Raw genomic sequence first — 17,314 nt, 5'->3', positions numbered from 1 at the left:
GGCAAGGTCATCGTCTGCGCCGTCATGCGCAAGCTCCTCCACCTGGTCTGGGGCGTCCTGCGTTCGGGCAAGCCATTCGATCCCCAACACGCCATTGCATAGGCCGCCGCAAGACGGTATCTACGCGCTGATCCGCGTCATCCGCGACCATCCGTGGCCGAACCGCTTTTCTTTCGCCACGGATCCACACGGATGTGCGCGGATAGAGCAAATATGGCGGTCGAGGCGAGGCATGCGCCCCCCCTGCTTCTGACCCGCTTCACCTGTGGAAACAAGCGCACGGGGCGGGTCGAGACCCGCCTTGCGCGCCGAGGTTGGTCCCCGGCGTCGAGGTGGGCTGTCCCGTTCCCCGGCATCCGCCACTGCCGCGGTCACGCCATCCGTGCCCGCCGTCGCAGATCGGCGACGCCATAGCGCGACCGCCGTCGCGGTTCGGGTTTACCCCAGCTGTCGGTCGACCCCGCTGTCCGCGTATTCCGGACGGGCAGGGGATGACCGCCACCGAGGTGGCCGCGAGGAGAGGGGAATGAAGGGCATTCAGTTACGCAGCCGCCTGGCTGCCGCAGTGGCGCTGGCAGTGATTCCGCTGGCGGGGGTGGCCGGCAACGACACCGGCGCGGCGCGCTGGGCCGCTGTCGAGGGTGGCGTGCGCACGACCGAAGATACGCAGGTGTCGCAGCTGCAACGCGAGCAGGCGCTGGCGCTGCAACGCGAGCGCATCGCCTATCCGCGCCTGTTCGCGCGCGCCTACGCGGCCTATCCGCGGATCCCGCGCGGCACCCTGGAGGGCATCGCCTTCGTGCAGAGCCGCTGGGCGCACCTGCGGCCCGAGGCCCATGCGGCGGACGACAGCCATCACCACAAGCCGCCGGCCTACGGCGTCATGGGCCTGTACCACGGCGACGGATTCGCCGACCAGGTCGGCGAGGCCGCCGCGCTGCTCGGCGTGCAGGCGCAGCGGGTGATCGACGACCCGGCCACCAACATCCTCGCCGCGGCCGCGCTGCTGGACCAGCAACTGCGCCACGCACCGGCCGACGATGTGGCGTCCGCGGCGCCGGCGCTGGCCGCCTACGCGGGCTTCTCGCCCGACGGCGCGGCCAAGGCCGGCGCGATCGACGACTACGCGCGTGCCAGCTTCGCCTTCGACGTGCTGCTGGCGCTGGACCGCGGCGTCGACGACAACGGCATCCGCATCGCCGAGACGCCGATCGAGTGGGAACGCGCGTTCGCGCCCGACACCCTGGTCAAGCTCAACGCGCCGCTGGTGCGCCTGAACGTGGCCGACGACGTGGTGGAGACCGAGGACTACCGGATCGACCCGGTCAGCGAGCAGCTGGTGCGCCAGGGCCGCGCGAAGGCGGCCACCGACGCCGAAGCCAAGAGCGACGACTACGGCCCGGCGATCTGGGACCCGGCGCACTCGAGCAACTACACCGCGTCGCGCAGCCAGGCGATCAGTGCGGTCACCATCCATACCGCGCAGGGCAGCTACGCCGGCACCATCTCGTGGTTCAAGAACGCGTCGGCCAACGTCAGCGCGCACTACGTGATCCGCAGTTCCGACGGCCAGGTCACGCAGATGGTGCGCAACGCCCACACCGGCTGGCACGTGGGCAACCACAACAGCTACACCCTGGGCATCGAGCACGAGGGCTACGTCAACAACGCCAGCTGGTACACCAGTGCGATGTACAACGCCTCGGCCGCGCTGGTGCGCAACTTCTGCTCGAAGTACAGCACCATCCCCTGCTCCAGCGCCTACAGCGGCGCGGCCAGCAGCGGCATCGTGGTGCTGCCGACCACGGTCAAGATCAAGGGCCACCAGCACTTCAGCGGCCAGACCCATACCGACCCGGGCATCAACTGGAACTGGGGCCACTACTACAGCCTGCTGAACCCGGGTGGCGGTGGCGGCGGCCGCACGCGGGTGCTGGACTCGTTCGAGACCAACGTCGGCCACTTCAACACCTCGCCGGCATATTCGGGCAGCACCACCGGCATCTCCACCGCGTCGACCGCCTCGCGCGACTGCGGCACGCGGCGCAACGGCAACTGCTCGCTGCGCGTGCTGCTCAAGGACGACCCCAACACCTCGGCGGCCTGGGCGGTGCGGCTGCTGTCGGGCAGCGGCAATCCGGGCAGCAACAGCGCGCTGTCGCGCGCCAACGGCAGGGTCGGCTTCTGGGTGTGGTCGGGCGGCAGCGGGCTCAGCGTCGGCGTCGGCATCGACGACAGCGACGGTACCGAGCGTTCGATCAGCCGCAGCATCCCGGCCAACCAGTGGACCTTCGTCGAGTGGAACCTGACCGACGCGGCGCAGTGGAACGCGTGGGTCGGCAACGCCAACGGCGCGATCACCGCGTCCAGCGTGACGCTCGATGCGATCTGGATCTACCGCGCGCAGACCAGCTTCGACGTCAACGTCTACATCGACGACGTGCAGATCAAGAACTGAGCACACCGGCCGGCAGCGGCGCGGGGCGACGTCCACGCCCGCGCTGCTGCCCGTCCGGATTCCGTGACCGCGCCGAGACGATGCCCGCCGGTCCGCACGCGGACGCCGCCGGCGGTGCCGGCCGGCCACCGCCTTCCGCAGATACCTGCCCATGCGCTCCCTTGTCTTTCTCCCGCGCCCCGCGCGTCGGCTGCTGACGGTCTCGTGCCTGCTCGGTGCCGCACTTGCGGCGATCGCCTATGCCGCGTTGTCGGAGCGCCTGCCCGCGCAGCGCGGCCACGCCGCGTCCGCGGCGCCCGCACCCGCGGCGCGGGCCACGGCCGACGCCGGCGCCGCCGCGGCGCGCAGGACCGGTCCACTGCTGCGGATCCGCGACGCCCTGACCGGCGCCGCGCTCGAGGCCGAGGTGCAGTTGCATGCGCCGGGCGGTGGCCTGGCGCAGGTGGCCGCCGCCGGCGCCCGGCTCGCGGCGCCGGCCGCCGGCCGTCACCTGGTGACCGTGCGCGCGCCGGGCCATGCCGAACTCGGCACCGAGCTGGTGTTCGGCGCCGATGCCGCATTGCCGGTGACCTTGTGGCTGGCGCCGGATGCGCCATCGCCCGATCTCGACCTGCAGGCCCTGCGTGCGCTCGAATGCGGCGACTGCAGCGTCCTGTGGGGCCACGTCTACGACGCCCGCGACGGCCGCCCGCTGGCCGGTGCCCGCGTCAGCACCGACGAGGGCACGCATGCGGCGACCGACGTGCGCGGCCGCTTCGAGCTGCTGGTGCCGGTGGCCGCGCGTGCGCTCGGCGAGACCGGGGCATTGCCGGCCAGCACCTCGCTGCGGATCCGCGCGCCCGGCTATCGCGAGCAGCTGCTCGGCGGCGTGCCGCTGTACCACGATGCCAGCCACTACGTCGTCGACCTGCGCCCCGGCAGCGGCCGCGATGTCGAGGACCTGACCCAGCGCCAGGTACTGGCACAGGCCCGCGACGACGGCATACCCGCAGCGCTGCGTGATCCCGATCCGATGCCGCAGGCATCGTCGGCACCGGCACCGGGCGCCGGCAGCGCCACCCCTGCGGTGGACGCGACGATCCTGGCCCAGGGCGCGTCGGTCGTCGCGGTGCCGTCCAGCATCCGCGTCGGCACCGGCTGCACCGGCCGGGTCTGCACCGGCGTGTCGGTCTACAGCTTCGAGGACTACGTCGGCGGCGGCCTCGACGACGAATGGATCGCGTCCTGGCACCCGCAATCGCTGGCCGCCGGCGCGGTCGCCTATCGCAGCTACGCCGCGTGGTATGTCGCCAACCCGATCAACGGCCAGTACGACATCTGCAGCAGCACGTCCTGCCAGGTGTTCCGCCCGGCGACGGTGGCGGCGACGGTGGCCGCGGCCGCGGCCACCCGCGGCGTGGTATTGACCCGCGACGGCAGTCGCGCCGCGTCCACCGAATACTCGTCGGAAAACAACGCCTGGGACGACCCGTCCGACGGCCGCACCTGCAACAACCAGGACCTGTCCTGCGGCAACGGCTTCAACGGCTCGCCGGCCACCGGCTGGCCGTGCCTGGCCGACGAGGTCGGGCGCGGGCGCGGCTGCTACGGCCACGGCCGCGGCATGAGCCAGTGGGGCACGCAGCGCTGGGCGGCGGACCATGGCCGCGACTGGCAGTGGATCGTGAATCATTACTACAACGCATCCAACCGGCCCGGCGGCATGCGCAACGCGTTCCTCGCCAACCTGCCGGCGGCCGGCGACGGCCAAGTGCTGGACGACTTCGAAAGCGGCGTGGGCCGCTTCAACGCCAGTCCGACCTGGTCGGGCAGCACCGCCGGCATCGCGGCGACGTCCACCGCCAGCCGCGACTGCGGCGTGCGGCGCAACGGCGGCTGTTCGCTGCGGGTGCTGCTGAAGGACGATCCGGACAGCGAAGCGCCGTGGTCGGTGCGACTGCTGTCGGGCCAGGGTGCGCCGGCGGCCAATGCGCCGCTTGCGCGTGACGACGGGCGGATCGGCTTCTGGGTCTATCCGGGCGGCAGCGGCATGCGCGTGGCGGTCGGCATCGACGACAGCGACGGCACCGAGCGCTCGGTCGAGCGCAGCCTGGCGGCCAACCAGTGGACCTACGTGGAATGGCAACTGTCCGACGCCGCGCAATGGAACGCCTGGTCCGGCGGCAACGGCGCGATCACCGCACAGACGGTCACCCTGGACGCGATCTGGCTGTACCGTGCGCAGACCAGTTTCGACGTCAACGTCTACATCGACGACGTGCAGTTGCGCCGCTGAGTGCTTGCGGCTTCATGCGCGGACCCGATCGGACGCAGCACGGGTCTCGCCCGCCATGACGCCGGCTGCCTTCCGAGGCCCGAAGCAGCACGACAAAAAGGCCCCGGCATTGCCGGGGCCCTGTCCTGCACATGCGTCCTGCGTTCAGAAGCGGAAGGTGATGCCCGCCATCGGGCCATGCACGCGCAGCTGGCCGGCGGCGTTGCCGGTGAACTCGATCGGGTCGAGGCCGACCTCGTCGGCCGGGATCGTGCCGCTGTAGGTGTCCTTGAGCTTGAGCCGGAACCAGTCGTAGCCGACGTGCACGCCGACGCGCTCGCTGACCAGGTATTCGACGATCAGGCCGGCCCGCTCGAAGTGGCCGTCCTCGTCGAGGAAGTTGCCCCAGTTGGTATCCAGGTACTGGCCTTCGAGCCCGACCCGCCACTTGTCGGCCGGCCGCCAGGTCAGGCGGGTGTGCAGGCCCGGCGAGAAGCCGTCCTTCTTCCAGCGCAGGTGCTCCGCCTGCGCCGGCACGTCGTCGGTGGCTTCGGTCTCGCCCGAGGCCTCGACTTCCAGCTTGGCGTAGGTCACGCCCAGGCCCAGGCCCCATTCGAACGCCGGGGTCTGCACCACCGCGTACTCGTAGTTGAGGCTGGCGAGGCGGAAGGCCGCTTCGCCGCGCGCGCTGAGCGCCGGAATCTCGACGTTGCCGCCGCCGACGTCCAGCGCGCCGCCGGGATAGTCGAAATCCCTGTCGTCGCTGTAGTCGTAGTAGTTGCCGACCAGCGACTGCCGGTCGCTGAGGCTGAAGCCGATGGCGCCGCGCGGACGCCACACGTTGCCGAACTTCGCGGTCTCGCTGCCGTCGAAGGTCGCGGTGTCGCTGCCGTTGCTGGCGGTGCCGTCACCCGACAGGGTGATCGAGGATTCGGGGTAGAACGCGCTCAGGCGCAGGTGGAAGCGGTCTTCGCGCTCGCTGTCCTGGGCATGGGCGGGCAACGCGGCGAGGCCGGCGGTGGCGGCGAGCAGGGACAGGGCGAGCAGGCGGGGCGCTGGGATTGCGGGCATCGGGGATCTCGTGTCGGGAACGGGGTCTGCAGTCATGCGCGGGCGGAGGGGGAAGCGCGCTGCGTGCTGCGGTGTGCGCACAGTGTTGACCCGGCCCCGGTCTTCCTCCCGTGAAGACGCACGCGTATGGAAGGGGCGGGGGTGGCGATATGTTCGCGGCCCGTGTGCCGTTTCCTGAGTCGGCGAAGAACCCCAAAAAGGAAGCCCCGACGGGGGGCCGGGGCTTCGGGGGTGACCTGCGAGGGACCGACGAGGATGGCGCGCAGACCACGCAGATTGGGACCGCCGATGCGCCCGTGAGTTCCTCGTCGCAGGCCATAATTTTCTGAATGCGGGAGGCGTCGCGGTTCCCGCGTCGCGGGGCGCCTGCCGGTTGTTCGCAAATCGTTGGAACTGCTATACTTTTGCGGCTCGACGGGGTGATTTTGTGATGCCCCGGATCGTCCAACCTCCAGGATCCCGTCTGTGTTGACTTCCGTCGCTGCGGGTCGGCGGCTGGCACAGCGCGCCATCGTCTGGCAGGCGGTGGCGGTCGCGGTGACGGCGCTGGCCTTTCTTGCCAAGGGCGGGAGCTGGGCGCTGGCGGCGGCGCTGGGGGGCGCGGCCGTCGCGGCAGGCGGCTGGTTGTCGGCCGTGATCGCGCTGGGGGGCGGCGCGAATCCGTCGGCGGGTGCGCTTGCGCGGCTGTTGGCGGGGGTGGTGTCGAAGTGGGTCGTGGTGGTGGCCGTGCTGCTGCTGGGCGTGGGAACGGGGCGCTTGCCGCCGGTTCCGATGTTCGCCGGGGTCGTCGTCGCGCTGTTTGCACAGCTGCTTGCGATGGCCACGCCGGTCGCCAGGCAATGAATACGTTAACCAGACAGGTTTGATCTTATGGCGGGCGAAGCGGAACTGACCCCTACCAGCTACATCCAGCACCACCTGCAGAACCTGACGGCACCGGTGGGCGAGGGCGGCGGCTTCTGGACGCTGCATGTCGACACCCTGGTCACCTCGCTGCTGATGGGCGGCCTGATGGTGTTCATGTTCTGGCTGGCCACGCGCAAGGCGACCGCCGGCGTGCCGGGCAAGTGGCAGGCGTTCGTCGAGATTTGCCTGGAGTTCGTCGACAAGCAGGCGCGCGACACCTACCACGGGACCAGCAAGCTGGTGACGCCGATCGCGATCACCCTGTTCTTCTGGATCCTGCTGATGAACATGGTCAAGTTCATCCCGGCCGACTTCATCGCCAAGCCGCTCGAACTGCTGGGCGTGCACTACTGGAAGCCGGTGCCGACCGCCGACGTCAACGCCACGCTCGGCCTGTCGATCAGCGTGTTCTTCCTGACCGTGTTCTTCGCCCTGCGCTCCAAGGGCGTCGGCGGGCTGACCAAGGAATTCCTGTTCGCGCCGTTCGGCAAGTGGATGGTGCCGTTCAACCTGATCCTCAACATCGTCGAGTGGCTGAGCAAGCCGATCTCGCTGGCGATGCGACTGTTCGGCAACATGTTCGGCGGCGAGATCGTGTTCCTGCTGATCTGGGTGCTGGGCGGCGCGGGCCTGCTGGGCATGCTCGGCGGCGGCGCGCTGGGCCTGGGCTGGATGCTGTTCCACCTGCTGGTCATCCCGCTGCAGGCCTTCATCTTCATGATGCTGTCGATCGTCTACCTCAGCCTCGCCGAGGACAACCACTGACGGCCGCCGCATCGCCCGTTTTCGTTCCACCCCTCCTTACGTTCCACCCTTACCAAAGCAATCCGCTCCGGAGAAAACAATGGAAATCGCACTGACCTCGTTCGCCCAGATCCAGGCTTCGACCGTTCTCGCCATCGGCATCATGATCGGCCTGGCCGCGCTGGGCGCGGGTCTGGGTCTGGCCATCATGGCCGGCAAGTTCCTCGAGTCGGCCGCACGCCAGCCCGAGCTGATCCCGGTGCTGCAGGTCCGCATGTTCATCACCGCCGGCCTGATCGACGCCGCGTTCATCATCAGCGTCGCCGTCGGCCTGCTGTTCGCGTTCGCCTCGCCGTTCGTCGGCCCGGTCGCCGCGCAGCTTGCCGGCTGATCCAGCCGCCCGGCGCTCCGGTGCGGCGCGTGCCCCGCGCATGACCGCACCGGTGGATGACAGGGGGCATGCGCGCATGCCCGACCCTTCACGACAGGCAGTCACAAGTCCATGAATATCGGTCTGACCCTAATTGCCCAGGCACTGGCGTTCGCCGGTCTGATCTGGATCATCGCGACCAAGATCTGGCCGCCGCTGCTCAAGGCGATCGAAGAACGCCAGCAGAAGATCGCCGAAGGTCTGGCCGCGGCCGACAACAGCCAGCGTGCGCTGGCGCAGGCCCAGGAAACCGCGAACGAGGAGCTCAAGCTCGCGCGCGCCAAGGCCAACGAGATCATCGAGCAGGCCCACGCCCGCGCCAACCAGATCGTCGAGGCCGCCAAGGCCGAGGCGGTGACCGAAGGCCTGCGGCAGAAGGCGATCTTCGATGCCGAGATCCAGGCGTCGGCGACCCGAGCCCGCGAGGACCTGCGTCGCCAGGTCTCCGCGCTCGCGGTCAGCGGCGCCGAGCGCCTGCTCAAGCGCGAGATCGACGCCAACGCCCACAAGGCGCTGCTCGACGAACTCGCCTCGGAGATCTGAGGACATGATGGCTCTGACGATCCATGCAGCGACCGGCTGCCCCCTTGAGTCAAGGGGGCTGCGGCGATGCGCAGCATCGACGCGGGGGATGTGGAAGCATGTCCCCGCGGGCCATCGCGCAGCGAAGGCCCGGATGTTTCCGCAGTCGCAGGATGTCGGTGGCCGGGAGGTTGCAGAATGACCCAGGCACTCACGCTCGCCCGTCCGTATGCCCGCGCCGCGTTCGCGGTCGCGCGCGACGACAACGCGGCCGCGGCCTGGTCCGATGCGCTGGCATTCTCCACGCGCATCGCGGCCGATCCGCAGGTGCACCCGTTGCTCGGCAATCCCGGCCTGACCCGCGACGACGCGGTGACGCTGCTGGTGCCGCCGGATGCCGGCGCGCACTACCTGGATTTCATCGGCCTGCTGGCGACCAATGGCCGTCTCGTGCTGCTGCCGGAGATCGCCGGCCTGTACGAGCAGCTGCGCGCCGACGACGAGCACGTGGTGCTGGCGACGGTGACCTCGGCCACCGAGCTGCCCGAGGACGAGGTCGCGAAGATCCGCGACGCGCTCAAGCGCCGCTTCGGCCGCGAGGTCGAGCTGGAAACCGGCATCGATCCGTCGTTGATCGGCGGCGCGGTGATCGCGGCCGGCGACGTGGTGATCGACGGCTCGCTGAAGGGCAAGCTGGCCCGCCTGCAGTCCGCGCTGGCGCACTGACACGATTTTCAATTGCAACGCCGGCGGCGACGCCGGCACAAGGGAACCCCCGATGGCTACCACGCAACTCAATCCCTCCGAGATCAGCGAGCTGATCAAGAACCGCATCGAGAAGGTCAAGCTGTCCGCCGAAGCGCGCAATGAAGGCACGGTGACCTCGGTCGCCGACGGCATCGTGCGCATCTACGGCCTGGCCGACGTGATGCAGGGCGAAATGATCGAACTGCCCGGCGACACCTACGCGCTGGCGCTGAACCTGGAGCGCGACTCGGTCGGCGCCGTGGTCTTGGGCGACTACGAGAACCTGCGCGAGGGCGACGTGGCCAAGACCACCGGCCGCATCCTCGAGGTGCCGGTCGGTCCCGAGCTGCTGGGCCGCGTGGTCAACGCGCTGGGCGAGCCGATCGACGGCAAGGGCCCGATCGACGCCAAGCTGACCGCGCCGGTGGAACGCGTCGCGCCGGGCGTGATCTGGCGCAAGTCGGTCGACCAGCCGGTGCAGACCGGCTACAAGTCGGTCGACGCGATGATCCCGATCGGCCGCGGCCAGCGCGAGCTGGTCATCGGCGACCGCCAGACCGGCAAGACCGCGCTGGCGATCGACGCGGTGATCAACCAGAAGTCGACCGGCATCAAGTGCGTCTACGTCGCGATCGGCCAGAAGGCCTCGACCGTCGCCAACATCGTGCGCAAGCTGGAAGAGAACGGCGCGCTGGCCCACACCATCGTCGTCGCCGCGACCGCGTCCGAGTCGGCCGCGATGCAGTACATCAGCGCCTACTCGGGCTGCACGATGGGCGAGTACTTCATGGACCGCGGCGAGGATGCGCTGATCGTCTACGACGACCTGTCCAAGCAGGCCGTGGCCTACCGCCAGATCTCGCTGCTGCTCAAGCGCCCGCCGGGCCGCGAAGCCTACCCGGGCGACGTGTTCTACCTGCACAGCCGCCTGCTCGAGCGCGCCGCGCGCGTGTCGGCGGAGTACGTGGAGAAGTTCACGGGCGGCGAAGTCAAGGGCCAGACCGGTTCGCTGACCGCGTTGCCGATCATCGAGACCCAGGCCGGCGACGTGTCCGCGTTCGTGCCGACCAACGTGATCTCGATCACCGATGGCCAGATCTTCCTCGAGACCGACCTGTTCAACGCCGGCATCCGCCCGGCCGTGAACGCCGGCATCTCGGTGTCGCGCGTCGGCGGCTCGGCGCAGACCAAGATCATCAAGAAGCTCTCGGGCGGCATCCGCATCTCGCTGGCCCAGTACCGCGAGCTGGCGGCGTTCGCGCAGTTCGCCTCGGACCTGGACGAAGCCACCCGCAAGCAGCTCGAGCGCGGCCAGCGCGTCACCGAGCTGATGAAGCAGAAGCAGTACCGGCCGATGTCGATCGCCCACCAGGCGCTGTCGATCTACGCCGTCAACGAGGGCTACCTCGACGACGTGCCGGTGGCCAAGATCCTCGCGTTCGAGGAAGGCCTGCACGCGCACTTCGACAACACCGCCGGCGAGCTGGTCGAGAAGATCAACGCGACCGGCGCATGGAACGACGAGATCGAGGGTGCCTTCAAGCAGGGCATCTCGGATTTCAAGCAGACCGGCAGCTGGTAAGCAGAGGCCAGAGGCCAGCGGCCAGAGGTCAGGGCGATCGCCGCCCTTCCCCTGGTCCCCGGCCCCCGGTCCCTGTCCCCGAAGCGAGCAGAGCGAGCGAAACATGGCAGGCGGCAGAGAAATCAAGACCAAGATCAAGAGCGTGCAGAACACCCGCAAGGTGACGCGCGCGCTCGAGATGGTCTCCGCGTCGAAGATCCGCAAGGCGCAGGAGCGGATGAAGTCCTCGCGCCCCTACGCGCAGGCGATGAAGCAGCTGATCGGCCACCTGGCGCAGGCCAGCTCCGAGTTCCAGCACCCGTACCTCGTGGAGCGCCCGGATCCCAGGCGCGTCGGCTACATCATCATCTCCTCCGACCGCGGCCTCGCCGGCGGCCTCAACAACAACCTGTTCCGCAAGCTGCTCGGCGAGATCCGCCAGTGGCAGGACCAGGGCGTCGAGGTCGACGTGGTGACGATCGGCCAGAAGGCGACGGTGTTCTTCCGCCGGCTGAAGGTCGACATGCTGGCCAGCGTGACCCACCTGGGCGACACCCCGGAAGTGGAGCAGCTGATCGGCATCATCAAGGTCATGCTCGACGGCTACACCGACGGCAGCCTGGACCGCGTGTTCCTGAGCTACAACCACTTCGTCAACACGATGACCCAGAAGGCCAGCTTCGACCAGCTGCTGCCGCTGCCGGCATCCGAGACGCAGGTGGTCAAGCACGACTGGGACTACATCTACGAGCCCGACGCCGAGACGGTGCTCGCGCACGTGCTCACGCGCTACGTCGAGTCGCTGGTCTACCAGGCGGTGATGGAGAACGTGGCCTCCGAGCATGCCGCGCGCATGGTCGCGATGAAGTCGGCCAGCGACAACGCGACCAAGCTGATCGACACCCTGAACCTGGTCTACAACAAGGCCCGGCAGGCGGCGATCACCCAGGAAATCTCCGAGATCGTCGGCGGGGCAGCGGCGGTGTAAGGCCGGGATCCGGGGTTGGGGATCCGGGATTGGCAGGAGCAGCGCTGCGCGCTTCCACCCATCCCCGATCCCGGATCCCCAATCCCGAAAACCATCCAGATGGCGCGAGCCATCCGAACAGAAAAAGTTAACCGGAGCGACAAAAAATGAGTCAGGGCAAGATCGTTCAGATCATCGGCGCGGTCGTCGACGTGGAGTTCCCGCGCACCGACGTGCCGAAGGTGTACGACGCGCTGAAGGTCGACAACACCGAGATCACGCTGGAAGTGCAGCAGCAGCTCGGCGACGGCGTCGTGCGGACCATCGCGCTCGGCTCGACCGACGGCCTGAAGCGCAACCTGGTCGCCACCAACACCGGTCGCGGCATCTCGGTTCCGGTCGGCGCCGGCACGCTGGGCCGGATCATGGACGTGCTGGGCCGCCCGATCGACGAGGCCGGCCCGGTCGAGTCCGACACCACCTGGGAAATCCACCGCGACGCGCCGAGCTTCGACGAGCAGGCCTCGGCCACCGAGCTGCTCGAGACCGGCATCAAGGTCATCGACCTGATGTGCCCGTTCGCCAAGGGCGGCAAGGTCGGCCTGTTCGGCGGCGCCGGCGTGGGCAAGACCGTCAACATGATGGAACTGATCAACAACATCGCCAAGGCGCACAGCGGCCTGTCGGTGTTCGCTGGCGTCGGTGAGCGTACCCGCGAGGGCAACGACTTCTACCACGAGATGATCGAGTCGGGCGTCGTCAACATCGACAACCCGAAGGAATCCAAGGTGGCGATGGTCTACGGTCAGATGAACGAGCCGCCGGGCAACCGCCTGCGCGTGGCGCTGACCGGCCTGACCATGGCCGAGTACTTCCGCGACGAGAAGGACGCCAGCGGCAAGGGCAAGGACGTGCTGCTGTTCGTCGACAACATCTACCGCTACACGCTGGCCGGCACCGAGGTTTCGGCGCTGCTGGGCCGCATGCCGTCGGCGGTGGGCTACCAGCCGACGCTGGCCGAGGAAATGGGCGTGCTGCAGGAGCGCATCACCTCGACCAAGACCGGTTCGATCACCTCGATCCAGGCCGTGTACGTGCCCGCGGACGACCTGACCGACCCGTCGCCGGCGACCACGTTCGCCCACCTGGACTCGACCGTGACCCTGTCGCGTTCGATCGCCTCGCTGGGCATCTACCCGGCGGTGGATCCGCTGGACTCGACCAGCCGCCAGATGGACCCGCTGGTGATCGGCGAGGAGCACTACAACACCGCCCAGCGCGTCCAGCAGACCCTGCAGAAGTACAAGGAGCTCAAGGACATCATCGCGATCCTGGGCATGGACGAGCTATCGGAAGAGGACAAGCAGGCCGTGTCGCGTGCGCGCAAGATCGAGCGCTTCTTCAGCCAGCCGTTCCACGTGGCCGAGATCTTCACCGGCGCACCGGGCAAGTACGTCTCGCTGAAGGACACGATCCGCGGCTTCAAGGGCATCGTCGACGGCGAGTACGACCACCTGCCCGAGCAGGCGTTCTACATGGTCGGCACCATCGACGAGGCGGTCGAGAAGGCGAAGAAGATCACGGCCTGAGGCCGCGATCTTCCCGGGATTGGTTATTGGTGATTGGTGATTCGAAATAGCGCCGGGACCACGGCGCGACGCGAACTCGCCCTACCCAATCACGAATCGCGTATCACCAATCACGTTGAGCGAGCAGAGCGAGCGAAACCATGAGCACCATCCGTTGCGACATCGTCAGTGCAGAGGCCGAGATCTTCCACGGCGAGGCGACCATGGTCGTCGCCACCGGCGAGCTCGGCGAGCTCGGCATCGCGCCGCGCCACGCCCCGCTGATCACCCGGCTCAAGCCGGGCAAGGTCGTCGTGACCCAGCCCAATGGCGAGGTGCTGGACTTCGCGATCGGCGGCGGCATCCTCGAGGTGCAGCCGCAGGTGGTGACGATCCTGGCCGATACCGCGATCCGCGCCGACGACATCGACGAGGCCGCGGTCAAGGCCGCCAGGGACGAGGCAGAGCGCATCCTCGCCGGCCGCAGCGAGGCGATGGAAATCGCCGAGGCGCAGCAGAAGCTGGCCGAGGCGGTCGTGCAGTTGCAGGCGCTCGAGCGCCTGCGCAAGAACCTCAAGCACTGAGACTGGGCCGTCCCACCCGCGCCTGCGTGGCAGACATCCAGCACAACGCCGGCCTCGTGCCGGCGTTTTTTTTGTGGCCTGTCCTTTCCCGGGATCCGGCGGTCGCAGGTCGGGGCAACGCCCCCGACGCCGCGACTGGCGGCCCTTCCGCCCTTGCGTCGGAGGCGCAAGGGCGCCTACGGTCGCAGGGACTCGTCACGATGGGAGTGGACGCATGCATCCATGCAAGGCCGCATCGGCGGCGGGGCTGCTGGCGGCGCTGATGGCGATGGCCGTGGTGCCGACATCCGTGCGGGCAGACGATGGCGCAGTCGCGGCCGCTGGTTCCGGTGCCGCGGAGGCACGTCCGCGCGCGCGCGAGGCCGGGGTCGTCATCGGCAGCCTGCCGACCGGTCCGCTGAATGCGATCGTCGATGTCGATGGTGTCGCTGTCGGCCATGTCACCGTGCACGAAGGCGACAGCGTGCGCACCGGCGTCACCGCGATCGTGCCGCACCCCGGCGACCTGTTCGCCGAACGCGTGCCGGCCGCGATCCATGTCGCCAACGGTTTCGGCAAGCTGCTCGGCGTCACCCAGGTGCGCGAGCTGGGCGAACTGGAAACGCCGGTCCTGCTGACCGGCACGCTCGGGGTGTGGCAGGCGGCCGATGCGATGGTCGGCTGGCTGCTCGCGCAGCCCGGCATGGCGCAGGTGCGTTCGATCAATCCGGTCGTCGGCGAGACCAACGACGGCTTCCTCAACGACATCCGCGCGCGGCCGCTGCGTCCGGAGCACGTGGTGCAGGCGCTGCAGTCCGCGTCCACCACCGATGCGCGCGAGGGCGCGATCGGGGCCGGCACCGGCACCGTGGCCTTCGGCTGGAAGGGCGGCATCGGCACCAGTTCGCGGCGGCTGCCGGATGCGCGTGGCGGGCATACGGTCGGGGTGCTGGTGCAGAGCAACTACGGCGGCGAGCTGACCATCGCCGGCGTGCCGGTGGGCCGGCACCTCCCCGATCCCGCATCCGTGGCCGCGGGGCAGGCGGCGCACGCGCCTTCGACCGGCGACGGCAGCATCATGATCGTGGTCGCCACCGACGCGCCGCTGGACGCGCGGCAGCTGCAGAGGCTGGCCGCTCGGGCGACCGTCGGCCTCGCCCGGACCGGTGCGGCGATGTCGAACGGCTCGGGCGACTACGTGATCGCGTTCTCCACCGCGCCGGCGAGTCGGCGCCGGCCCGACGTGCCGTTGCAGGCGCCGGCCGCGCTGTCCAACGAGGCGATGGACGGCCTGTTCGTGGCGGTGGCCGAGGCCACCGAGGAGGCGATCGTCAATTCCATGTTCCGCGCCGGAACGATGCGTGGCCATCGCGGGACCGTACCGGCGCTGCCGCTGGAGCAGGTGCTGCCGCCGCTGCAGCAGCACGGCCCGCGCTGAACCCGCCGCAGCGCGCCGGTCGCGCGTCTGCGGGTGACGCGCCTGCCCCGATGCGGGAAAACGGGAACCATGGCCCGCCGGCGGGATGCGCCGTCGGGCCGATCGGCTCAGCGCCTGTAGATCCAGTAGCGCGACAGCACGAAGCCGAGCAGGCCCAGCGCGATCTCGACTGCGGGCTTGGCCAGCCAGACCCAGCGCAGCCCGAAGATGTCGTCGATGTGGGTCAGCGACCAGGTGCTGACCAGTGTCGTCGTCACCCACATCACCGCGAAGCGCTGCAGCTGCGCGGCACCGACCGCGGTGTCGTCGCCGGCGAAGGTCCATTTGCCGTTGAGCCAGTAGCCCAGCAGCGCGCCGGTGACGCGGCCGGCGATGTTGGCCGGGGCGACGGGCATGCCGAGGTGGGTCAGGCCGACCATCACCGCCCAGTCGAGCAGCCATTGCAGCAGCCCGATCACCAGATAGTCGCGGCCCTGCCGGCGCAGGCTCATGCGCGCGCGCTCCCGTACGGGCGGGCCGGCGCGGGCGGGACGGGCATGGCGGGGTGCAGTGGGCGCATCGCGCGGGGTCGGTGGAGGGAACGCGGACGCATCGTACGCGCCGCGCCGTTAGAATTTCCTGCATCCCCTCCGGCCGGATTGCCCCATGACCGCTCCCCTGCACGTCGTCATCCTCGCCGCCGGCGAGGGCAAGCGCATGAAGTCGGCGGTGCCCAAGGTGCTGCAGAAGATCGCCGGCCGCCCCATGCTGTGGCATGTGGTCAATGCCGCGCGCGACCTCGAACCGGCCGGCATCCACATCGTCCACGGTCATGGCGGCGAGCAGGTCCGGGCCGCGTTCGAGGACCAGCCCGACCTGCAATGGGCCGAGCAGAGCGCGCAGCTCGGCACCGGGCATGCGGTGCGCCAGGCGATGCCCGACGTGCCCGACGGCGCCGAGGTGCTGGTGCTCTACGGCGACGTGCCGCTGCTGCGCGCCGAGACGCTGCGCCGCCTGATCGCCGTCGACAGCCGCCTCGCGGTACTGGCGGCCGAGCTCGACGACCCCACCGGCTACGGCCGCATCGTCCGCAACTCCGAAGGCCATGTCGGGGCGATCGTCGAGCACAAGGACGCCGACGAGGAGCAGCGGCGCATCCAGCTGGTCAATACCGGGATCCTCGCCGCCGAGGCGACCGCGCTGAAGAACTGGCTGGGCCGGTTGTCGGCCGACAATGCGCAGGGCGAGTACTACCTGACCGACATCTTCGCGATGGCCGCCGCCGAGTACAGCGCCGCGGAGATCGTGCTGGTCGACGACCCGCTCGAGGCCGAGGGGGCGAACGATCCCTGGCAGCTGGCGCAGCTGGAGCGCGCGTGGCAGCGGCGCGCGGTGCGTGCGCTGTGTCGGGACGGCGCGCGCTTCGCCGATCCGGCGCGGATCGACATCCGTGGCAGCGTCGTCGTCGGCCGGGATGTCGAGATCGATGTCGACGTGGTCTTCGAGGGCCGCGTCGAACTCGGCGACGGCGTGCGCGTCGGCCCGTTCTGCAGGCTCAGGGACGTGCGCCTGACCGCCGGCACCGAGGTCCGCGCGCACTGCGACCTCGAGGGCGCGGTGACCGAGGGCGCGGTGACGATCGGCCCGTTCGCGCGGCTGCGCCCGGGCACCGTGCTCGCCGACGGCGTGCACATCGGCAACTTCGTCGAAACCAAGAACGCGGTGATCGGCGTCGGCAGCAAGGCCAACCACCTGACCTACCTCGGCGATGCCGAGATCGGCGCGGGCAGCAACATCGGCGCCGGCACCATCACCTGCAACTACGACGGCGCCAACAAGTCGAGGACGGTCATCGGCGACCGCGCGTTCATCGGCTCCAACGCGTCGCTGGTCGCGCCGGTGCGGATCGGCGACGACGCCACCACCGGCGCGGGTGCGGTGATCACCAGCGATGTCCCCGACGGCAAGCTCGCCATCGCGCGCGCGCGGCAGACGGTCGTCGAGGGCTGGGTGCGGCCGAAGAAGAAATAGAAGCGCCCAAGGCACACGTAAGAGCGGCCAAGATGTCTTTCGGTTGGTCCGCGGGAAAAAGCATCGCGCCCAGGG

At 69.4% G+C, this 17,314-nt stretch carries 15 protein-coding genes and 1 pseudogene; 14 read left to right on the top strand and 2 right to left on the bottom strand.

From position 1 onward, the window contains the following. From LDO26_RS17220 to LDO26_RS17210, 3 genes and pseudogenes are all read left to right on the top strand, one after another. A pseudogene (locus LDO26_RS17220) lies at nucleotides 1-102 on the top strand (IS110 family transposase); the annotation flags it as partial. Between the two features lie 424 nt (nucleotides 103-526). Then, a complete protein-coding gene (locus tag LDO26_RS17215) occupies nucleotides 527-2,458 on the top strand; it encodes an N-acetylmuramoyl-L-alanine amidase (protein ID WP_232132327.1) in 1,932 nt (643 codons plus the stop codon). Nucleotides 2,459-2,609: 151 nt separating this feature from the next. Continuing rightward, nucleotides 2,610-4,733, top strand: coding sequence for a SpoIID/LytB domain-containing protein (locus LDO26_RS17210; protein ID WP_232132326.1), 2,124 nt, complete (start codon nucleotides 2,610-2,612; stop codon nucleotides 4,731-4,733). A 144-nt stretch (nucleotides 4,734-4,877) separates the two neighbouring features. Here the strand turns inward: LDO26_RS17210 and LDO26_RS17205 are convergent, their stop codons facing one another. After that, on the bottom strand, nucleotides 4,878-5,783 hold the full coding sequence (locus tag LDO26_RS17205) for a TonB-dependent receptor (protein WP_232132325.1): 906 nt from the start codon (nucleotides 5,781-5,783) through the stop codon (nucleotides 4,878-4,880). A 465-nt stretch (nucleotides 5,784-6,248) separates the two neighbouring features. Here LDO26_RS17205 and LDO26_RS17200 point away from each other — a divergent pair, with 465 nt between their 5' ends. The 10 genes from LDO26_RS17200 (at nucleotide 6,249) to LDO26_RS17155 (ending at nucleotide 15,229) form a co-directional block, all read left to right on the top strand. Then, on the top strand, nucleotides 6,249-6,626 hold the full coding sequence (locus LDO26_RS17200) for an ATP synthase subunit I (protein ID WP_232132324.1): 378 nt from the start codon (nucleotides 6,249-6,251) through the stop codon (nucleotides 6,624-6,626). A 27-nt stretch (nucleotides 6,627-6,653) separates the two neighbouring features. Next, complete coding sequence (gene atpB, locus LDO26_RS17195; RefSeq protein ID WP_232132323.1) at nucleotides 6,654-7,454, top strand: F0F1 ATP synthase subunit A; 801 nt, start codon at nucleotides 6,654-6,656, stop codon at nucleotides 7,452-7,454. A 79-nt stretch (nucleotides 7,455-7,533) separates the two neighbouring features. After that, the gene (gene atpE / locus LDO26_RS17190) at nucleotides 7,534-7,824 is read left to right on the top strand and encodes a F0F1 ATP synthase subunit C (RefSeq protein ID WP_232132322.1); all 291 of its coding nucleotides are present in this window, start codon (nucleotides 7,534-7,536) and stop codon (nucleotides 7,822-7,824) included. A gap of 111 nt (nucleotides 7,825-7,935) precedes the next feature. After that, entirely contained in the window at nucleotides 7,936-8,406 is a 471-nt protein-coding gene (locus tag LDO26_RS17185) for a F0F1 ATP synthase subunit B (RefSeq protein WP_232132321.1), read from the top strand. Nucleotides 8,407-8,583: 177 nt separating this feature from the next. Then, a complete protein-coding gene (locus tag LDO26_RS17180) occupies nucleotides 8,584-9,111 on the top strand; it encodes a F0F1 ATP synthase subunit delta (protein ID WP_232132320.1) in 528 nt (175 codons plus the stop codon). Between the two features lie 52 nt (nucleotides 9,112-9,163). Further along, nucleotides 9,164-10,714, top strand: a complete 1,551-nt coding sequence (gene atpA / locus LDO26_RS17175; RefSeq protein WP_232132319.1) for a F0F1 ATP synthase subunit alpha — start codon at nucleotides 9,164-9,166, stop codon at nucleotides 10,712-10,714. A gap of 103 nt (nucleotides 10,715-10,817) precedes the next feature. Beyond that, on the top strand, nucleotides 10,818-11,681 hold the full coding sequence (atpG, locus tag LDO26_RS17170) for a F0F1 ATP synthase subunit gamma (RefSeq protein ID WP_232132318.1): 864 nt from the start codon (nucleotides 10,818-10,820) through the stop codon (nucleotides 11,679-11,681). Between the two features lie 146 nt (nucleotides 11,682-11,827). Beyond that, complete coding sequence (atpD, locus tag LDO26_RS17165; RefSeq protein ID WP_232132317.1) at nucleotides 11,828-13,249, top strand: F0F1 ATP synthase subunit beta; 1,422 nt, start codon at nucleotides 11,828-11,830, stop codon at nucleotides 13,247-13,249. A gap of 140 nt (nucleotides 13,250-13,389) precedes the next feature. Beyond that, nucleotides 13,390-13,812, top strand: coding sequence for a F0F1 ATP synthase subunit epsilon (locus tag LDO26_RS17160; RefSeq protein WP_232132316.1), 423 nt, complete (start codon nucleotides 13,390-13,392; stop codon nucleotides 13,810-13,812). Between the two features lie 214 nt (nucleotides 13,813-14,026). After that, complete coding sequence (locus LDO26_RS17155) at nucleotides 14,027-15,229, top strand: DmpA family aminopeptidase (protein WP_232132315.1); 1,203 nt, start codon at nucleotides 14,027-14,029, stop codon at nucleotides 15,227-15,229. 107 nt (nucleotides 15,230-15,336) lie between these two features. Here LDO26_RS17155 and LDO26_RS17150 read toward each other — a convergent pair whose 3' ends face one another. After that, entirely contained in the window at nucleotides 15,337-15,720 is a 384-nt protein-coding gene (locus LDO26_RS17150; protein WP_232132314.1) for a GtrA family protein, read from the bottom strand. A gap of 154 nt (nucleotides 15,721-15,874) precedes the next feature. Here LDO26_RS17150 and glmU point away from each other — a divergent pair, with 154 nt between their 5' ends. After that, entirely contained in the window at nucleotides 15,875-17,239 is a 1,365-nt protein-coding gene (gene glmU, locus LDO26_RS17145; protein ID WP_232132313.1) for a bifunctional UDP-N-acetylglucosamine diphosphorylase/glucosamine-1-phosphate N-acetyltransferase GlmU, read from the top strand. The last annotated feature ends 75 nt before the right edge of the window (nucleotides 17,240-17,314 follow it).

Source organism: Proluteimonas luteida (assembly GCF_021191695.1).
Lineage (GTDB): Bacteria > Pseudomonadota > Gammaproteobacteria > Xanthomonadales > Xanthomonadaceae > Luteimonas > Luteimonas luteida.
Note: the sequence above shows the minus strand (reverse complement) of the source record. Positions and strands in the feature narration are given on the sequence as shown.